The 15,594-nt window shown below is 33.8% G+C and carries 16 protein-coding genes; 5 read left to right on the top strand and 11 right to left on the bottom strand.

Features of this window, described 5'->3' with window-relative positions; all coding sequences use genetic code 11:
• Positions 1 to 9: 9 nt before the first annotated feature.
• The 6 genes from modB to AOB58_RS12140 all read right to left on the bottom strand — a co-directional run bounded on the left by modB (position 10) and on the right by AOB58_RS12140 (position 6,397).
• Positions 10 to 681: a molybdate ABC transporter permease subunit gene (modB, locus tag AOB58_RS12165; RefSeq protein ID WP_064783515.1), complete on the bottom strand. Its 672-nt coding sequence runs from the start codon at positions 679 to 681 to the stop codon at positions 10 to 12.
• Positions 682 to 693: 12 nt separating this feature from the next.
• Entirely contained in the window at positions 694 to 1,479 is a 786-nt protein-coding gene (gene modA, locus AOB58_RS12160) for a molybdate ABC transporter substrate-binding protein (RefSeq protein WP_064783514.1), read from the bottom strand.
• 116 nt (positions 1,480 to 1,595) lie between these two features.
• Positions 1,596 to 3,086, bottom strand: coding sequence for a UDP-glucose--hexose-1-phosphate uridylyltransferase (gene galT, locus AOB58_RS12155; protein ID WP_064783513.1), 1,491 nt, complete (start codon positions 3,084 to 3,086; stop codon positions 1,596 to 1,598).
• A 3-nt stretch (positions 3,087 to 3,089) separates the two neighbouring features.
• The gene (gene galE / locus AOB58_RS12150) at positions 3,090 to 4,091 is read right to left on the bottom strand and encodes a UDP-glucose 4-epimerase GalE (RefSeq protein WP_064783512.1); all 1,002 of its coding nucleotides are present in this window, start codon (positions 4,089 to 4,091) and stop codon (positions 3,090 to 3,092) included.
• A gap of 35 nt (positions 4,092 to 4,126) precedes the next feature.
• Positions 4,127 to 5,287, bottom strand: coding sequence for a galactokinase (locus AOB58_RS12145; protein WP_064783511.1), 1,161 nt, complete (start codon positions 5,285 to 5,287; stop codon positions 4,127 to 4,129).
• Between the two features lie 96 nt (positions 5,288 to 5,383).
• Entirely contained in the window at positions 5,384 to 6,397 is a 1,014-nt protein-coding gene (locus AOB58_RS12140; RefSeq protein WP_064783510.1) for a LacI family DNA-binding transcriptional regulator, read from the bottom strand.
• Positions 6,398 to 6,596: 199 nt separating this feature from the next.
• On the opposite strand from AOB58_RS12140, the gene fdhD reads away from it, so the two are divergent.
• Positions 6,597 to 7,403: a formate dehydrogenase accessory sulfurtransferase FdhD gene (gene fdhD / locus AOB58_RS12135; RefSeq protein WP_031265834.1), complete on the top strand. Its 807-nt coding sequence runs from the start codon at positions 6,597 to 6,599 to the stop codon at positions 7,401 to 7,403.
• Between the two features lie 122 nt (positions 7,404 to 7,525).
• Here fdhD and AOB58_RS12130 read toward each other — a convergent pair whose 3' ends face one another.
• The 4 genes from AOB58_RS12130 to AOB58_RS12115 all read right to left on the bottom strand — a co-directional run bounded on the left by AOB58_RS12130 (position 7,526) and on the right by AOB58_RS12115 (position 11,252).
• A complete protein-coding gene (locus AOB58_RS12130; protein WP_031265836.1) occupies positions 7,526 to 8,272 on the bottom strand; it encodes a GNAT family N-acetyltransferase in 747 nt (248 codons plus the stop codon).
• A 37-nt stretch (positions 8,273 to 8,309) separates the two neighbouring features.
• Positions 8,310 to 8,858: a biotin transporter BioY gene (locus AOB58_RS12125; RefSeq protein WP_002506929.1), complete on the bottom strand. Its 549-nt coding sequence runs from the start codon at positions 8,856 to 8,858 to the stop codon at positions 8,310 to 8,312.
• A gap of 177 nt (positions 8,859 to 9,035) precedes the next feature.
• A complete protein-coding gene (locus AOB58_RS12120) occupies positions 9,036 to 9,938 on the bottom strand; it encodes an ABC transporter substrate-binding protein (RefSeq protein WP_064783509.1) in 903 nt (300 codons plus the stop codon).
• A 162-nt stretch (positions 9,939 to 10,100) separates the two neighbouring features.
• Positions 10,101 to 11,252 carry an acyl-CoA dehydrogenase family protein gene (locus AOB58_RS12115; protein WP_102134931.1) on the bottom strand — a complete coding sequence of 384 codons (1,152 nt, stop codon included), beginning with the start codon at positions 11,250 to 11,252 and terminating at the stop codon, positions 10,101 to 10,103.
• Between the two features lie 150 nt (positions 11,253 to 11,402).
• Here AOB58_RS12115 and AOB58_RS12110 point away from each other — a divergent pair, with 150 nt between their 5' ends.
• The 4 genes from AOB58_RS12110 to AOB58_RS12095 are packed head-to-tail and all read left to right on the top strand — an operon-like array spanning position 11,403 to position 14,399.
• On the top strand, positions 11,403 to 12,149 hold the full coding sequence (locus tag AOB58_RS12110) for an amino acid ABC transporter ATP-binding protein (RefSeq protein WP_002511462.1): 747 nt from the start codon (positions 11,403 to 11,405) through the stop codon (positions 12,147 to 12,149).
• Positions 12,149 to 13,003: an amino acid ABC transporter substrate-binding protein gene (locus AOB58_RS12105; protein WP_064783508.1), complete on the top strand. Its 855-nt coding sequence runs from the start codon at positions 12,149 to 12,151 to the stop codon at positions 13,001 to 13,003. The genes AOB58_RS12110 and AOB58_RS12105 overlap by 1 nt, the downstream gene beginning before the upstream one ends.
• Complete coding sequence (locus AOB58_RS12100) at positions 13,003 to 13,686, top strand: amino acid ABC transporter permease (protein WP_002506924.1); 684 nt, start codon at positions 13,003 to 13,005, stop codon at positions 13,684 to 13,686. The genes AOB58_RS12105 and AOB58_RS12100 overlap by 1 nt, the downstream gene beginning before the upstream one ends.
• A gap of 14 nt (positions 13,687 to 13,700) precedes the next feature.
• Positions 13,701 to 14,399, top strand: a complete 699-nt coding sequence (locus AOB58_RS12095) for an amino acid ABC transporter permease (RefSeq protein ID WP_064783507.1) — start codon at positions 13,701 to 13,703, stop codon at positions 14,397 to 14,399.
• A 71-nt stretch (positions 14,400 to 14,470) separates the two neighbouring features.
• Here the strand turns inward: AOB58_RS12095 and AOB58_RS12090 are convergent, their stop codons facing one another.
• Positions 14,471 to 15,550 (bottom strand): PTS sugar transporter subunit IIC, encoded by a 1,080-nt coding sequence (locus tag AOB58_RS12090; protein ID WP_002511464.1) that lies wholly within the window; start codon positions 15,548 to 15,550, stop codon positions 14,471 to 14,473.
• Between the last annotated feature and the right edge of the window lie 44 nt (positions 15,551 to 15,594).

Genomic DNA, 15,594 nt, shown 5'->3' with positions numbered 1-15,594 from the left:
TTTCAACAATTAATCTACCTCCCGATAACGGTCTTTATTCAACACATTGATTGTGCCAATTACTGTAATCGCAAATGCGACAAGGACAATCACCCACAACCACGCTTGATTTTCTTTACCTTGTTCTACTAAAAAGTATATTTCTAAAGGTAACGTATTCGTTTTATTAGGTATGTAACCAGCAACCATCAGTGTCGCACCAAATTCCCCTATTGCTCGGGCAAAGCTCATCATAATTCCTGATAATATCGGACGCTTGGACAATGGTAAAATTAATTTGAAAAATATCTTGTTTTCACTTGCACCCATCGTTCGTGCAGTATTGAGCATTTTATTATCTATACTCCGAAACCCTTGAACAGTATGTTGATACATCAATGGAAAACTCACAATCACAGATGCAATAACTGCTCCAGTCAGCGTAAAAACTACTGGTAAATTTAATACATCTGTAAAAAATGTACCAACAAAACTTCTAGGTGAAAAGACAATTAATAAAATAAATCCCATAACAGTTGGTGGTAATACAATAGGTAAAATAATTATACTTTCTAAGATTCTAGCAATAAAACCATGTCGTTTATACAACCATCTTGAAACAACGATACCAATAAAAGTAACGATGATTGTACTAATAACAGCTACTTTGAGTGATATCCAAAATGGTGTAACATCTACCATTGCTAAAACCTCCTATGCTTCAAATTGATATTTTTCTAATATTTCTTTAGCTTGATCTGTCTTAAGAAAGTCAATCCATGCTTTAGCTAACTGCTTATCTGATGTTGTCGCTGCTTTATAAACAATGGGTTGCTTTAAATCAGCTGCATCGATTTCTTTAACATGACTCTCGCCATTTTGCTGGCTTTGATATAAGTCAGTTTTATACACATACCCTAATTGCGCATTACCTTTTTCAACATAGTTTAGTACTTGTCGCACATCTTTAGCAAATACTAAATTAGGTTTCACTTGTTCGTATAAACCGTTATCTTTTAAATATTGCTGAGCGTATTTCCCCGCTGGCACAGAATTAACCTCACCAATGGCTAATTTATCGCCTTCTTGTAGAGATTCAACCGATTTATAATTACTGTACTTGGCACCAATAAGTACGAGTTTATTTTTAGCGTATTCATATGTATTTTGTGCTTTATCTTTATCTTGTAATGCATCAACGTCTTTCTTGTTTGCTGACATAAATACATCTACAGGTGCACCTTTTTCAATCTGTTGTCTTAATGAACCAGACCCACCATAATTAAATGTAACATTTGCATCTTTATGATCTGCTTCAAATGCTCGTTTCAATTCTTTAGTTGCGTCAGTCAGACTTGCTGCTGCTGAAATATGTAGTTCTTGTTTTTTTTCATTTCCATCAGAATTGCTATCGTTTTTGCTCTTACTGTTTCCATTTGAACACCCTGCTAATACTAGACATAGCGTCATAAACATTACGATTAAATATTTTATTTTCATATAAAACAACTCCTATCACTTATAATTATATTCTTATTCATAAAAAAACAAAAGACCTAAATGATAGTACTTAGGCCTTTTGTAAGCGTATATTTTTATAATTGTGATGCACTGTTTTATAGTTGTTCAATAAAGCGTTTAAACGCGTGATGACCTTGTTCTGTATTCTTAAATACGCCAGCATCTTCTAATACACGTTTGAATTTAAATCCTACTTCTTTATCTACAACTTCATCGACATTATTTACATTAATATCATATGATTGTTTCATTTCTTCAGCCCATTGTTGATGTATTCCTAAATCTATTTGAGTTTTATCTAATAAATAATCTTTAACTTGTTGTAATTCTTGTTTTAGTCGCCCTGGTAATATAGCAGTTCCCATTACTTCAATTAGACCTATATTTTCTTTCTTAATATGTTGCACGTCTTTATGTGGATGGAAGATGCCATCAGGGAATTGTTCTGAAGTTTGATTGTCTCTTAAGACAATGTCTAATTCATATTGTTGTTCCCTATATCTTGCGATTGGTGTAATCGTATGATGACGTTCACCATTAATGCTAAATGCTTTAATATCCACACTATCATCCGAATATTGATTCCATTGTGTCATGACATAAGTAGCTGCTTCAATCAGTTGCGCTCTATTGTCGCCTTTCAAACGAATAACACTCATTGGCCAATTTAAAGTGCTAGCTTGAACTGATGGATAATTAGCAATAGTAAATTGATTTATTTCAGCAGCGTTATCCATCGGAAATACATGTCTTCCAGTTTGATAATGATTGTGCGATAAAATTGATCCACCCACAAGAGGTATATCCGCGTTAGACCCAATAAAATAATGAGGAAATTGATCTATAAAATCTAACAAATTAATGAAAGTATTTTTATTGATTTCCATAGGGACATGTTGTTCAGATAACACAATACTATGTTCAGCAAAATAGGCATATGGCGAAAATTGGAAGCCCCACTTTGCACCATTTAAATTTAAGCGAATGACGCGGTGATTTGTTCTTGCAGCTTGTAGCACTGAGCCTTTGAATCCTTCATTTTCTATGCATAATGCACATTTCGGATAAGCGGTAGCTGGTGCTTCTTTCGCTTTTGCAATTTGTTTTGCATCTTTTTCAGGTTTTGATAGATTAATCGTGACTTCAATATCTCCGTATTCAGTAGCAACATCATAATTAATATTATTCGCAATTGCATCTTCTTTGACATAGTGATTACGTTTAGCTATGTCATAAAAATAATCTGTAGCCGCTTCTGGTGACTCTTTATATGCTTCGTTAAACTTGCGGTTAATTACCGATGGGCGTGGTGTAATTAAGTCTAGAATTTGAGCTTCAACAATTTCTTTACTATATAATGCATCTTCAATACAATTTTCACTAACAGCTTGGCGAATCCAATATTGTGTAATTTCATTTGCTGTCGCATCTTTATTTAATTCAGACACTGCTGAATCATCAATACCTTTTGCATTTAAATTACGCAATAGCTGGTTTTGAATATAAATGCTATCTTCTTCTTCATAATCACCATACGAAATTGCTTGTGATACAAATTGTTGTACTAATTGTTGATTTAATAACATGCATTAACCCTCCACATTTTCTTGATATCCATTTGGATGTTGATGATGCCATTGCCACGCTGAATTAATAATATCGTTAATGTTATCGTGCTGTGGTTTCCAGCCAAGCACTTGTTGCGCCTTATCACTTGATGCGATTAATTTACTTGGATCACCTGCTCTTCTTTCTCCTACTACTGCTTCAATAGGTTCATTTGTTACTGTTCTTGCAGCTTCTAGAATTTCAAATACCGAATAACCTTGACTGCTTCCTAAATTAAATGCACCAGATGCTCCGCCGTTTTGTAAATGTTGATACGCCAAAATATGCGCATCTATTAAATCAACGACGTGAAGATAATCACGAATACATGACCCATCTTCTGTATCATAATTATCACCGAATATTGTTAAGTGTTCTCTTTGTCCAAGTGCGACTTCTAATACAATTGGTATAAGATGTGTCTCTGGACGGTGGTCTTCACCAATAGCGCCATTTTCTTTAGCACCTGCAACATTAAAATAACGCAGTGCTGCATAATTAACCCCGTATGCTTCATGACTCCAGTGCATCATTTTCTCCATCATCAATTTACTTTCACCATATGGACTTGTAGGTGTTTTAGAATCTTCCTCAGTAATAGGTACTGAATTTGGCTCACCATAAACTGCAGCTGTCGAAGAAAAAATAATATGTTCTACCTGATGGTCATACATGACTTCTAATAACACTTGTAATCCGTGCACATTATTATTGAAATAGGCTAACGGTTTTTCAACAGATTCACCAACTAATGAATAAGCACAAAAATGGAATACACCTTCGATGCTTTCGTTATTAAAGACATCATCTAAAAATGCTTTGTCTCGAATGTCTCCTTCATAAAACGTAGCTTCGTTATGCACAGCTGCTCTATGTCCTGTACCTAGATTATCTACTACAATAACGTTGTATCCTCTTGCAATTAACTGATCTACCGCATGACTTCCTATATAACCAGCGCCACCTAAAACTAAAACAGACATATACAAAATCCTTTCTCTATCCATTGATTAATAACTTATAATGATTTAACGCCATCACTTATACCCACATGATAAAATGACGGAGCGTAACCTATGCGCTCTATATATTGTTTAGAAACTTCATTTTCCAATTGTTTTACACTATCTTTATGCACTAAAGCAATTGCGCAACCTGCGAAGCCAGCACCAGTCATTCTAGCTCCCAACACGCCATCAACTTGCTGAGCTGTTTCTGCTAATGTATCTAATTCTATCCCTGTAACTTCATAATCTTCTTTTAATGATGTGTGAGATTCATTTAATAACTTTCCAAATTGATTAAAGTTATTTTCTGCTAACGCTCGATGTGCTTTTTTCGTGCGTTCATTCTCCGAAACTGCGTGTCTTGAACGACGACGCTTCACTTCATCCTCAATAAGATCTTGATGCTGTTCAAATTGTTCTAATGACAGCTCCCCTAATGATGCAATATCAAGTGCTTGTTGCAACGAAGCTAATGCCGACTCACATTGTGCTCTACGTTCATTATATTTACTTTCTGTAAGAGAACGTCGCTTGTTCGTATTCATAATTGATATGACATAATCTCCAAATTTCGCAGGTACATAATCAAATTCTAAAGTTGCGGTATCTAGTAATATTGCTTGTTCAGCTTTACCCATACCAATAATAAATTGATCCATAATACCTGAATTGACACCAATAAATTTATTTTCAACACGCTGTCCTATTTTTATAAGTGCTAAGCGTTCTAAATCTAAAGTAAACAACTGCTTAATGAGCCAGCCAGTTAATAATTCAATAGACGCTGACGATGACAAACTTGCCCCATTTGGAATATTTCCTTCAACTAAAATATTGAAACCATGATCTATGTCAGAGAATTGTTCACTTAAATATTTAACTACACCTTTAGGATAATTTGCCCAATCATGTGCCGTTTCGAATTCTAATTCATCTAACGTAAATGTAATCATACCAACCTCTTCAAAATTATTTGAATAAAGTTGAATAAGTTTATCATCTCGCTTTGTAGCTAGGCCATATGTACCCAACTCAATCGCAGCTGGAAAAACATACCCACCGTTGTAATCCGTATGTTCGCCTATTAAATTAATGCGTCCCGGAGCAAAAGCACTGACTTCAGCCTTAACGCCAAACAAAGTTTCAAACTTATCATGCATGGCTTGTAACATAATAACCCACTCCTCCTATATAAATCATTTCATCTATAATGATATCCTTTTAGTAAACATAATTAAAGTTTACTTGTTTACTAAATGTTTTGTCAATTAAGATTGTCTTTTTGTTTTAAAAGTATTCCGCTCTTTAAGCTGTGCTTCTACTACGACATGTATGGCAACGTGTCTCGTTTTATTAATGCGCTCTTCTGCCATTCGCACTGCAGTTCTACCAAATTCATCTACTGGTATGTGCACACTACTTATAGAAGGCACAGCATATTGTATGACTTCTAAATCATTAAAACTTATCAATTTAACATCTTTTGGAATTGCTATTTTTTCATATTGAATTTGTTGTAATATACCTATAGCAATCATATCGTTCCCTGCTATAAAAACTTCAGGTAACCGATGCGCATTTAACAATATTTTTACAGCTTCTTCACCATTTTCTTTTTTCCAGCCATTAATCATAGTTATTTCGTTAATTTGATGTTCAGAACACCATTCTCTATATGCTTTATATCTAACATCTGTATGATTTGAAAACGGTGTCCCGGCTAAATCTCTAATCATATGACTACCACCGATATACGCAATTTGAGTCATTCCTAATGACTTGATTTCATCCAATAAGTTGGTCATAGAATAGTGTAAATCTGAATAGACAGCATCTATTGATTTCGGTGTATTAGGATTGTTAATGACAACTATATTTTCATTATATTCACGTAGTGTGTTCAATGCTTCTGTAGAAAAATTACCTACTACGATAATTGCCCCTGCCTTGTCGACTTTATATAAATCTAGATTTTTATCGTTTCCATCGATTCTAATTGTGCGCTTCAAAGACAAATTCAAACGTTTAACTTCAGCTTCTATTGCTAAGCGTATCTCTCTATAATAAGGGTCTGACATTTCTTTAGCTCGAGATGCATAGGTAATGATTTGAATGCTTTTATTTTTTCTAGCTGATTTTTGATATTGTAGTTCGTTTGCAACACGATGAATCTTTTCTCTCGTATCTTTTGAAACTGACAATGTTGGATCATTATTTAATACGCGTGAAACAGTGCCAGGACTTACCTCTGCATCACGTGCAATATCTCGTATACTTGCCATATCGAAATTCACCTCTTTAATTGTTTACCATAAGTTTACTTGTATATATCCTTTTAATCAATCTTGACCATTTTAAAAACCATTATAAATATTACAATGTGTAAATTAAAAATCCTTTGTTATATTCATAAACTGAATCTTTTTTTTACATTGAAAAATGCGCTAAAATGGAAGAGTGAATATGAAACGGGGTGTACTCATGCATGAAGATATACTGACCAATCAACCCATAGTACGGTTTGAGAACGGTAAGTTAGTAGAAACAAAAGATCATTACGTTACTGAGTTTCCATTAACAATTATGGTAAATGGCGAAGAATTTGCGACTATAATTTGCAGCCCGAACCACTTAGAAGAGCTTGTCTTAGGTTTCCTAGCATCTGAAGGAGCTATTTTAAAAAATGATGACTTAAAATCTATCCAAATAGATGATAGCAAAGGGTTTGCTCATGTTGAATTGACCAAATCTCTCGGTGAACGTTTCGAATATTCAACAAAGCGCATGATTGCGTCTTGTTGTGGTAAAAGTCGAGAGTTTTATTTTCAAAATGACGCGGCAGTCGCAAAGACTTCTATGTCTAAAATTGTGTTAAATCCAACTCAAGTACTCAATATGATGACCCGTTTGCAAAGCGCCAGTAAAATTTTCAAACAAACTGGTGGCCTTCATAATGCTGCGATTAGTGATGGCGATACCTTCTTTGAGCATCGTCAAGATATTGGTCGTCATAATGCACTAGACAAATTATATGGTTATTGCATACAACGACATATACCTGTACGTAATAAAGTGTTGATATTTAGCGGTCGTATTTCATCAGAAATATTAATCAAAGCTGCGAAAATCGGTGTTGGCGTCATCTTATCGAAATCTGCTCCGACAACATTAGCAGTGACACTTGCTCAAGATTTAAACATTACTGCCATAGGATTTATTAGAGATGGTAATTTCAACATTTACAGTCATCCGGAACGCATAACACCTGTTGAAACTTCCGAATATTAATTTATAATCTAGACCTTTACAGAAATAAGATTTTAAATATAAAAAGGACGCATCCATTTGATACGGATGCGTCCTTTTTTTGAGCATGAGTATTTATGTCTCAGTCTCAATAATTATATTATTTAAATGTGTTTAGCATTTTCTTTTAAAATTTGATAACAGTAACTTATATATATGTAACCTTGTCGGATATACATTTCCTTAGCACTGTCTTCACCGTCAGCTATTAATATAATCGGTTTCGTATCAGCTACTTCCGCCACAAAAGTTTGCATCGTACTGCCAATGCCTTGTTTCTGATAACTTTCATCTACACCAAAACCATCAATTTCCACAGTACATTGTGAAATGATTAAATCCAAAATCCCTACTGGCACATCTGCTTTATATGCGATTACACGAGATTTACTATCTTTATTGAATTGATTGCGTATTACTTCAATACTTTCGTCTGCATACGCTTTGCCAAACGGTTCAGCAAATTGACGATAAATTGTAATATAATCTTCTAATGTTTGTTCAGTAACAAACATGACTTTAATTTGATCATTTTTATGTTTTTTTATATTCTGGGACTCAATTGCATAGAGTTCCATTAGTCCTAGTTCAAAATCATATGTTTGAATTTTATCTAACCATTGTTGATCTAAAAGTGTATTCTCAGGAAATGTAAATGCTAAATGATGAGATGCTTGCTTTTTATGCATATCTAATTGATTTTTCATATCTTGTTCCCAAGATATGATAGACGGCATTTGTTTATAATCCCATTTATTCACATCGTAGACTAAGGGTTCGTCAGGTGTCAGATAAATTGTCTTTAGTGTATCATCCACAAAAACATCACCTTGTTGAAATATATCTTTCATCGAAATCACCACGATTCAATCACCTGCCCTTATATATTTATTTTATTAATTGTTTAAAACGACTATGATTAAGCATAATATTACCTATCAAACTTGCAATAATTGCTTTGACTAAATCCGCAGGCATGAAGACAAGTGATAAAGTCACTGATTTTGAAATAGGTAAATTAGTCATAAGCCCCATAACAATTGTACCTACAATATCTAATAAAATAACACCAAAGATAATTGTTGTAACTAATAATACAGTAAAGTTTATTTTTTTGAAATACAAATCTCTTACTAAACCAATTAGATATGCAATGACTGGATACATGATTAAAAAGCCAGTAGAGGGTCCTGCGAATACACCTATACCACCACGTCCACCAGATAATAATGGCAAGCCAGTTGCTACAAGTAATAATAATACAATTACACTAAGCGCCCCGTATTTACGTCCAAGTAAAATTCCCGCTAAGAAAATACCAATATTTTGTAATACGATAGGTACTGGCATAATTGGCAATGGAATAGCTGGTACAAACCCTAATACACCAATAATTGCTGTCATTAAAGCAGTGTATACTAAATATTTTGTCGTCATAGTCAATCCTCCTAATGAAAAAAATTATACCATAAATGTTAACTATTAAAAATAAAAGTTTACAATACTTTATATATAATAAAAAAACACAACTCAACGGTGTTAAGTCGTTGAATTGCGCTTTTTTAAAGCTGATTATAGTATTAATCGTAATACTTATTAATTTAACTCGGTATATTAGTTATTTAAAAATTTCTCTTTTAAATCTTTTCTCATAAATTCTAAAGTATATGGGTCATTATACCAATAAGTTTCAGCTTGCACTTCAACCACATTGTCATTTTGAACTGCTGGTAAGTTATTCCATAGATTAGTTTTGGCATAAGCTGGCGTTGATTTCCCTTTACTTGTCGAAACAATATAATCGCCAGCATAGTCTGCTATTTTTTCTTGTTTCACTTCAGCCCAACCTTCTTTTTCAACTAAATCATTTAATTTATCAGGCATTTTAAGGCCAAATGCTTGGTACAATACTTCTCCGCCACGACCCCAGTTTGGTCCATAACTATATAGTTTTTTCTCGAATTCATCAAAAATTGAAACTGTTGCGTCTTCACCAATTTTATCTTTAATTTCTTTACCATCTTTTTTAGTTTGTACTTTCCATTTGTCTTCCCATTCTTTTACTTCATCTTCTTTACCAAGTAACTTACCTAATTCCCTTTGTTGATCTAAATATTTATGTTTGCCGTAATCAAATACGACTGTTGGCGCAATCTTTTTATATTTTTTTATATTTTTGTCAGTAGAATATACAACGATTAGATCTGGTTTCGTTTTTGCTACTTTCTCAACATCATTCTCGCCAACTTTTTCAACATCTTTAAATTTATCTTTAAGGAGGCTACTACTATCGACTTGTTCATTTACCGCAACAATATTTCCACCAAGATATTTAATTCCACCAGCATATGTAGGAGCAACTACTGCTATACGTTTTGGATCTTTTGGTATATCTATCTTTTTCCCACTATCTAATTTATAAGACTTTGTTTCAGCTTTTGAGTCACTGTCCGAATTATTACCACATGCTGCTAAAATAAGCACTAAAGCAATTAACGGAAACAATAATTTTTTCATAAATTTTCCTCCATTGAAAATGATTATCACTACCAATCGATTATATAATGACTAAAGTAAATTTACAATAGTAATCATAAGTATCTTCAAATTTTTTTGGATAACAAAAAATACATGTAGACAATTTGTCTATATGTATTTTAACTGTTTGTTTATATATTTTTAAAAATGATCTAATACACTATGTGCAATATTCGTATACGCCATATCTTCCATCGGTGGATTGTGTAAACCTGCGCGCATATCTCTATAATAGCGTTGTAATGGTCTTTCCATTTGAAGACTTTTAGCACCAACAATTCGCATAGCTGTATCTATAACTTCTAACCCTTGGTTCATTACCAACACTTTACTTGCTGATGTTTCATTCCAAACCTTACTACCTGAAACCTCACGATTATATATCGCAGCAGTACTCCACAAGAAATGGCGTGCAGATAATAATTGAGCTTCCATCTTCCCAATATTTTGTTGCACAGTTGATATATCACCAATTGTACCTTCAATACTATTTGGACTGTAATTTTTAGCAAAATCTACAGCATAGTCTCTTGCTGCTTGTGCAATACCAAGATACACACTTGGTATATGTAAAATCCAGCCATTCGGTTTCTTACCACCGGCGCCTCTTATTTCAACAAAGTTTTCTTGCGAGATGTGCACATCATTTAATAATAAATCATGACTTTCAGTTGCACGCATACCTATCATATTCCAATTATCTGCAATTTCTACACCAGGTGTATCTTTTTGTATTAAGAAAAAACCTACTTGATCGATGTCTTCATAATAAGCACTCACAACAAAATGTGTCAGCCCTTTACTCATTGAAGTAAACGTTTTTACTCCATTAACAACAAATCCATCATTTACTTTAACAGCGTTTGTCGCAGGTCTTCCGCCACGTGTTGGGCTACCAGTCTCAGCTTCACTAACTGCTCTATTTACTAACGCTCCATTTTTCACTGCTTCAGCAAAGCGATCTAACATAGTTGGTTCCCACATTTGTTGTTCATATAATTGGCCTACTACACTTAAATGCCATCCTATAGAAAGTGCAGTCGCACCATCAATAGATCCTAAATAGCTTTGTAATATAACCATATCCTCAACAGTTGCCCCTTCACCACCGTATGCTTTAGGTAAAGTAAGCAGTGTATATCCTTCTTTCACTAGCCATTCAATATTTTCATAAGGAAAGCGCGAATGGATATCATTATATTCCGCTTTCTCTTTAAATTGCGTTTTAACTGTATCTAGTTTTGCAATCCATTTTTCTTGAATATCCGTATGTATTAATGCGGAATAATTCACTTTCATCACCTCATCATTAACTTTATTACTATTTAAACTTAGTTTAACACTCGCCATTATTGAAAGAAAGCTTTTCAGCACCAAATCCCTACTTTACCGATAAGAATTAATATGATATTTTGTATTTATTGACATACTGGGGGAAATTGAATGATTACAGTTAAAAATATCATACATAAATACAACGAGAACACGATACTTAACGACGTTGGCTTTGCACAAGAACAGGGCACGGTTACTGCAATTATAGGGCCAAGTGGCTCCGGGAAAACAACTTTACTTAGAACGTTAAACGCACTCGCGCTTCCTAAATCTGGCACCATTGAAATCGGGGATGAAACATTTGATGCTGCACACCACACAAATAAAGATATTGCTAAATTACGTCAAAAATCAGCTATGGTGTTTCAAAATTACAATTTATTTAAAAACAAAACAATACTTGAAAATATCACTTTAGGTTTAATACATGGTCAAAATTACACTTCCAAACAAGCTAATGATATTGCTACATCTTATTTAGAGCGCGTGAATTTATTAAATCAAAAAGATAAATACCCTATTCAGCTATCTGGAGGTCAAAGCCAACGTGTAGGTATTGTTCGTGCACTTGCGCTCAATCCAAAAGTTCTTTTATTAGATGAACCTACTTCTGCTTTAGACCCTGAATCAATTCAAAGCGTCTTATCTCTGATTAGATCGATTGCTCAAGAAGGTATGACGATGGTACTCGTTACACATGAAATACAATTTGCAAAAGCAATTGCTGATCAAGTTATATTTATTGATGATGGGCAAATTATCCATCGTGGAACGCCACAAGAAGTATTGGAAGATTCAAAATCTGAGAGAATCCATCGCTTTTTAAACAGAGTTGAAACGGAGCGTGACATTTAATGACATTAAAAAGAAGTTTCACATTTTTATTAATGTTAATGATGGTTTCCGTACTAACAGCATGTGGTAATAATGATGCTTCAAATAGTAATTCTCAGAAAAAAGAAGTTAAAGTAGCACTTTCTGCTGAAGTTAATCCACCTTATTTATATACAAATAAAGATAATGAGTTTGTCGGCTTAGATATGGATTATATGAAATTAATAGAAAAGAAATTACCTCAATATGATTTTAAATATGAAGTCGGTGAAGAGGAATCGAATTTAGTTGGGATTGGTTCAGGCAAGTTTGATATGGGGATAAATTGGTTTTTCAAAACACCAGAACGTGAAAAACAGTTTCTCTATCAAGATGTGCCTTACAGTTATGCGCTACCTTTATTAGTAGTAAACAATGGCAACAATGACATACATAGTTTACAAGATTTACCGGGTAAAAAAATCACTCCTATGGCGCCAAGTGGTGGTTTATATTCTATACTCACGCAGTTTAATAAAGACCATAGTCCCAAAATTGACATCAATACAATACAAGAACCTTCAAATGGAGACAATTTAAAAATGGTCAGCCAAGGACGTCGTGATGCCATGTTTTTAAACTGGAACACATATAAAGCAATCCAAGAACAGATAAATGCCGACGTTAAAATAGGTGGTATTGTGAAGAAAGAACCATTGCATATCGTTTATAATAAAAAACACCAAAAACTTCACGATGACGTGGATCGCGCAACCCAAGAACTTAAAGATGAAGGCAAATTACAATCACTTTCAAAAAAATATTTTGATATAAATGTCTTTGATGATTTAAGTGAAATTAATGAGCAGAAAGATAAATTGGAGGTGACAAACTAATGGGATCAGTCAATTGGTTAGATTTGTTTGGACAAGTGTTACAACAATTACCTTTAACTTTATTGATGATAATTGTTTCTCTCTTTTTCGCAATCATACTTGGTTTTATTTTAGCAATGATTCGTATCAAAAAGACAAAAATACTCGCTCCTATTGTAAGAGTTTATCTTTCATTTATACGGAGTACACCATTATTATTACAACTCTTTTTAGTATATTTTGCATTACCTCAATTATTGTTACTTATTCATATAGATATTAACCATTTCAGTAGATTGTTTTTTGTTATCTTAGCATTCACTTTACATACAGGTGCATACCTTTCTGAAATTATCAGAGCAGGTTATCAATCCGTGGAATATAGTCAAATTGAAGCTGGATTAACAATTGGTTTATCTTATCCTAGAATTTTAAAAGATATTATTATACCTCAAGCTTTACGAAATAGCATACCAAATTTAACAACTCAAATCATAGAACTTGTCAAAGATACTTCATTAGCTTTCACCATTGGTATCATCGATATGATGGGACAAGTCAAACTAATCATTGGAAACAATTACGGACTCGGTATGCTAGAGGTTTATATCGTAATTTCAATCATATACTGGATTATTGCTCTAATTATTCAAGGTACCTTTACTTTAATTGATAAACGAACACAAAAACCATATAGCGTTTAAGGAGGAAAATCATTTTGTCATTCATTCTATATACTATAAGTGAAGTGCTTAAAGGCGTGCCAAATACAATTATTATTTCCATTGTAGCTATGTTCGTAGGTCTTATTATCGGGACGTTATTTGCGATTATTCGTATCAAACATGTACCTGTCTTATCTCAACTTATAATCGTGTATAATTCGTTTTTTAGAAGTACACCATTAATCGTTCAATTGTTCATACTATATTATGGAATACCTTCATTTATACTTTTTTTAAATAATCAGTTCACTTTGACAATCAATCCTGACATATTCTCACCTTTAGCGATTGCCTTTATCGTCTTTTCTTTTCATGCCGTAGCGTATCTTTCTGAATCAATTAAAGGCGGTCTTCAATCCGTAGATCAAAATCAAATTGAAGCTGCGCAAACTGTCGGACTATCAAAATTCAGCATTTATAAAGAAATTGTATTACCACAAGCTTTTGCTTATGCATTGCCTAACATAGAAAATCAATTCATTATGTTAATCAAAGGTACTTCCCTAGCATTCGCTGTTCAAGTAACTGAAATTATGGCAGTCAGTCGTGTTATTGCAAATGAAGGTTATCGTTTTATTCCTGTTTATACAGTAGCAGCTATATTTTACTGGTTGTTAGCAATAATATTAGAGTTCGTCTTTGCGAAAATGGAACGTAATACGACGCGTTACTTAAGAGCAAATGCTTCTTAGATAACGATATCAAACAAAAAACTGTTTCTGAAATGTTATTTCAGAAACAGTTTTTTTGTAATTTATTATATTTAAGCTAAACTTTCCATGCATTCCGCTTTAAGTTTATAATATTGTTTTACTTTTTTCGGCATTGTGCCATGTTGTAATTCATCTTTAGTAACTATAGGATAGTTTTTAAAAACAACTGAGCCTATATAACCACAAAGTGCACTTCCTGATGCACACATTAGTGCCACAATTATTACAGTTAATGCATTATTAAATCCAAACATAACCATAAGCCCAGCAATTGGTGTAGCTGTACCTGTCGCATCATTTACTAAACCAAACATAGAGATAATTACACCTGAGAGCGCACCACCTACAAAGTTTGTTAAATATACTGGTACTGGATTTGCTGTCACAATGTCAGCTTGAGATAAAGGCTCTATTGCAACTGAAATCGTTGTTTTACGATCTCCAAACTTCATACGCTTAAATAATACAAAATTCATAAATGATGAACCAAATACTGCTAAAGCACCGATAGCCATTGGTGTACCAGTTAATCCTAATAATGCTGTTAATGCCATTGAGCTTAACGGTGCAGTAGCAACAACAGTAATAATACCACCAAGTACAATGCCCATTAGAATAGGACTTGAAGTCGTAGATTCTTTAATGATATTTCCAATTTGTAATAACGTCGCATCTACTAATGGTGTTGTACCAATAGCAATTAAACGTGTAATAGGCGCGATGACAATAATCGCTGCAATTAAATCAAGCCCATCTGGTAACTTTTGTTCCATCCATTTCATACCGAAACTCGCAATATAAGCTGCAACAAAGCCAGGTAAAAGATCCATGCTTCCACATGAAACAGCAATTACAAATGCATAAACTGGAGATACACCCATAGCTAATGCTACGAGTCCTGCAGCTGCAACACCGCCAAGTCCTCCAGCTGCATCACCTAAATCTCCTAAGAATGGAATACCAAACAAGTCTCCACCTACATATTTATGAAAAGCTTCTACTAGAAATGAAGCAATAGCTGCGTTAGCAAGGGCCCCCATGGCCTTGCCTCCATTTGGTGCTTTACTCGTGAACAATGTAAACAAAGCTAAAACAATCCCTAAAAATATGATCCCGATTAATAAATTCATAAAAACACCTTTCCAAACCGTTTTGTATGCGCTTTCATTAGACA

Origin of the sequence: Staphylococcus sp. AntiMn-1 (assembly GCF_001663395.1) — a bacterium.
Lineage (GTDB): Bacteria > Bacillota > Bacilli > Staphylococcales > Staphylococcaceae > Staphylococcus > Staphylococcus equorum.
This window is presented reverse-complemented; position numbering and strand designations above follow the sequence as displayed.

Bases quoted from the DNA above. Each gene is read 5' to 3' on its own strand.
- modB (WP_064783515.1), bottom strand. From the start codon at position 681: ATGGTAGATGTTACACCATTTTGGATATCACTCAAAGTAGCTGTTATT.
- modA (WP_064783514.1), bottom strand. From the start codon at position 1,479: ATGAAAATAAAATATTTAATCGTAATGTTTATGACGCTATGTCTAGTA.
- galT (WP_064783513.1), bottom strand. From the start codon at position 3,086: ATGTTATTAAATCAACAATTAGTACAACAATTTGTATCACAAGCAATT.
- galE (WP_064783512.1), bottom strand. From the start codon at position 4,091: ATGTCTGTTTTAGTTTTAGGTGGCGCTGGTTATATAGGAAGTCATGCG.
- AOB58_RS12145 (WP_064783511.1), bottom strand. From the start codon at position 5,287: ATGTTACAAGCCATGCATGATAAGTTTGAAACTTTGTTTGGCGTTAAG.
- AOB58_RS12140 (WP_064783510.1), bottom strand. From the start codon at position 6,397: ATGGCAAGTATACGAGATATTGCACGTGATGCAGAGGTAAGTCCTGGC.
- fdhD (WP_031265834.1), top strand. From the start codon at position 6,597: ATGCATGAAGATATACTGACCAATCAACCCATAGTACGGTTTGAGAAC.
- AOB58_RS12130 (WP_031265836.1), bottom strand. From the start codon at position 8,272: ATGAAAGATATATTTCAACAAGGTGATGTTTTTGTGGATGATACACTA.
- AOB58_RS12125 (WP_002506929.1), bottom strand. From the start codon at position 8,858: ATGACGACAAAATATTTAGTATACACTGCTTTAATGACAGCAATTATT.
- AOB58_RS12120 (WP_064783509.1), bottom strand. From the start codon at position 9,938: ATGAAAAAATTATTGTTTCCGTTAATTGCTTTAGTGCTTATTTTAGCA.
- AOB58_RS12110 (WP_002511462.1), top strand. From the start codon at position 11,403: ATGATTACAGTTAAAAATATCATACATAAATACAACGAGAACACGATA.
- AOB58_RS12105 (WP_064783508.1), top strand. From the start codon at position 12,149: ATGACATTAAAAAGAAGTTTCACATTTTTATTAATGTTAATGATGGTT.
- AOB58_RS12100 (WP_002506924.1), top strand. From the start codon at position 13,003: ATGGGATCAGTCAATTGGTTAGATTTGTTTGGACAAGTGTTACAACAA.
- AOB58_RS12090 (WP_002511464.1), bottom strand. From the start codon at position 15,550: ATGAATTTATTAATCGGGATCATATTTTTAGGGATTGTTTTAGCTTTG.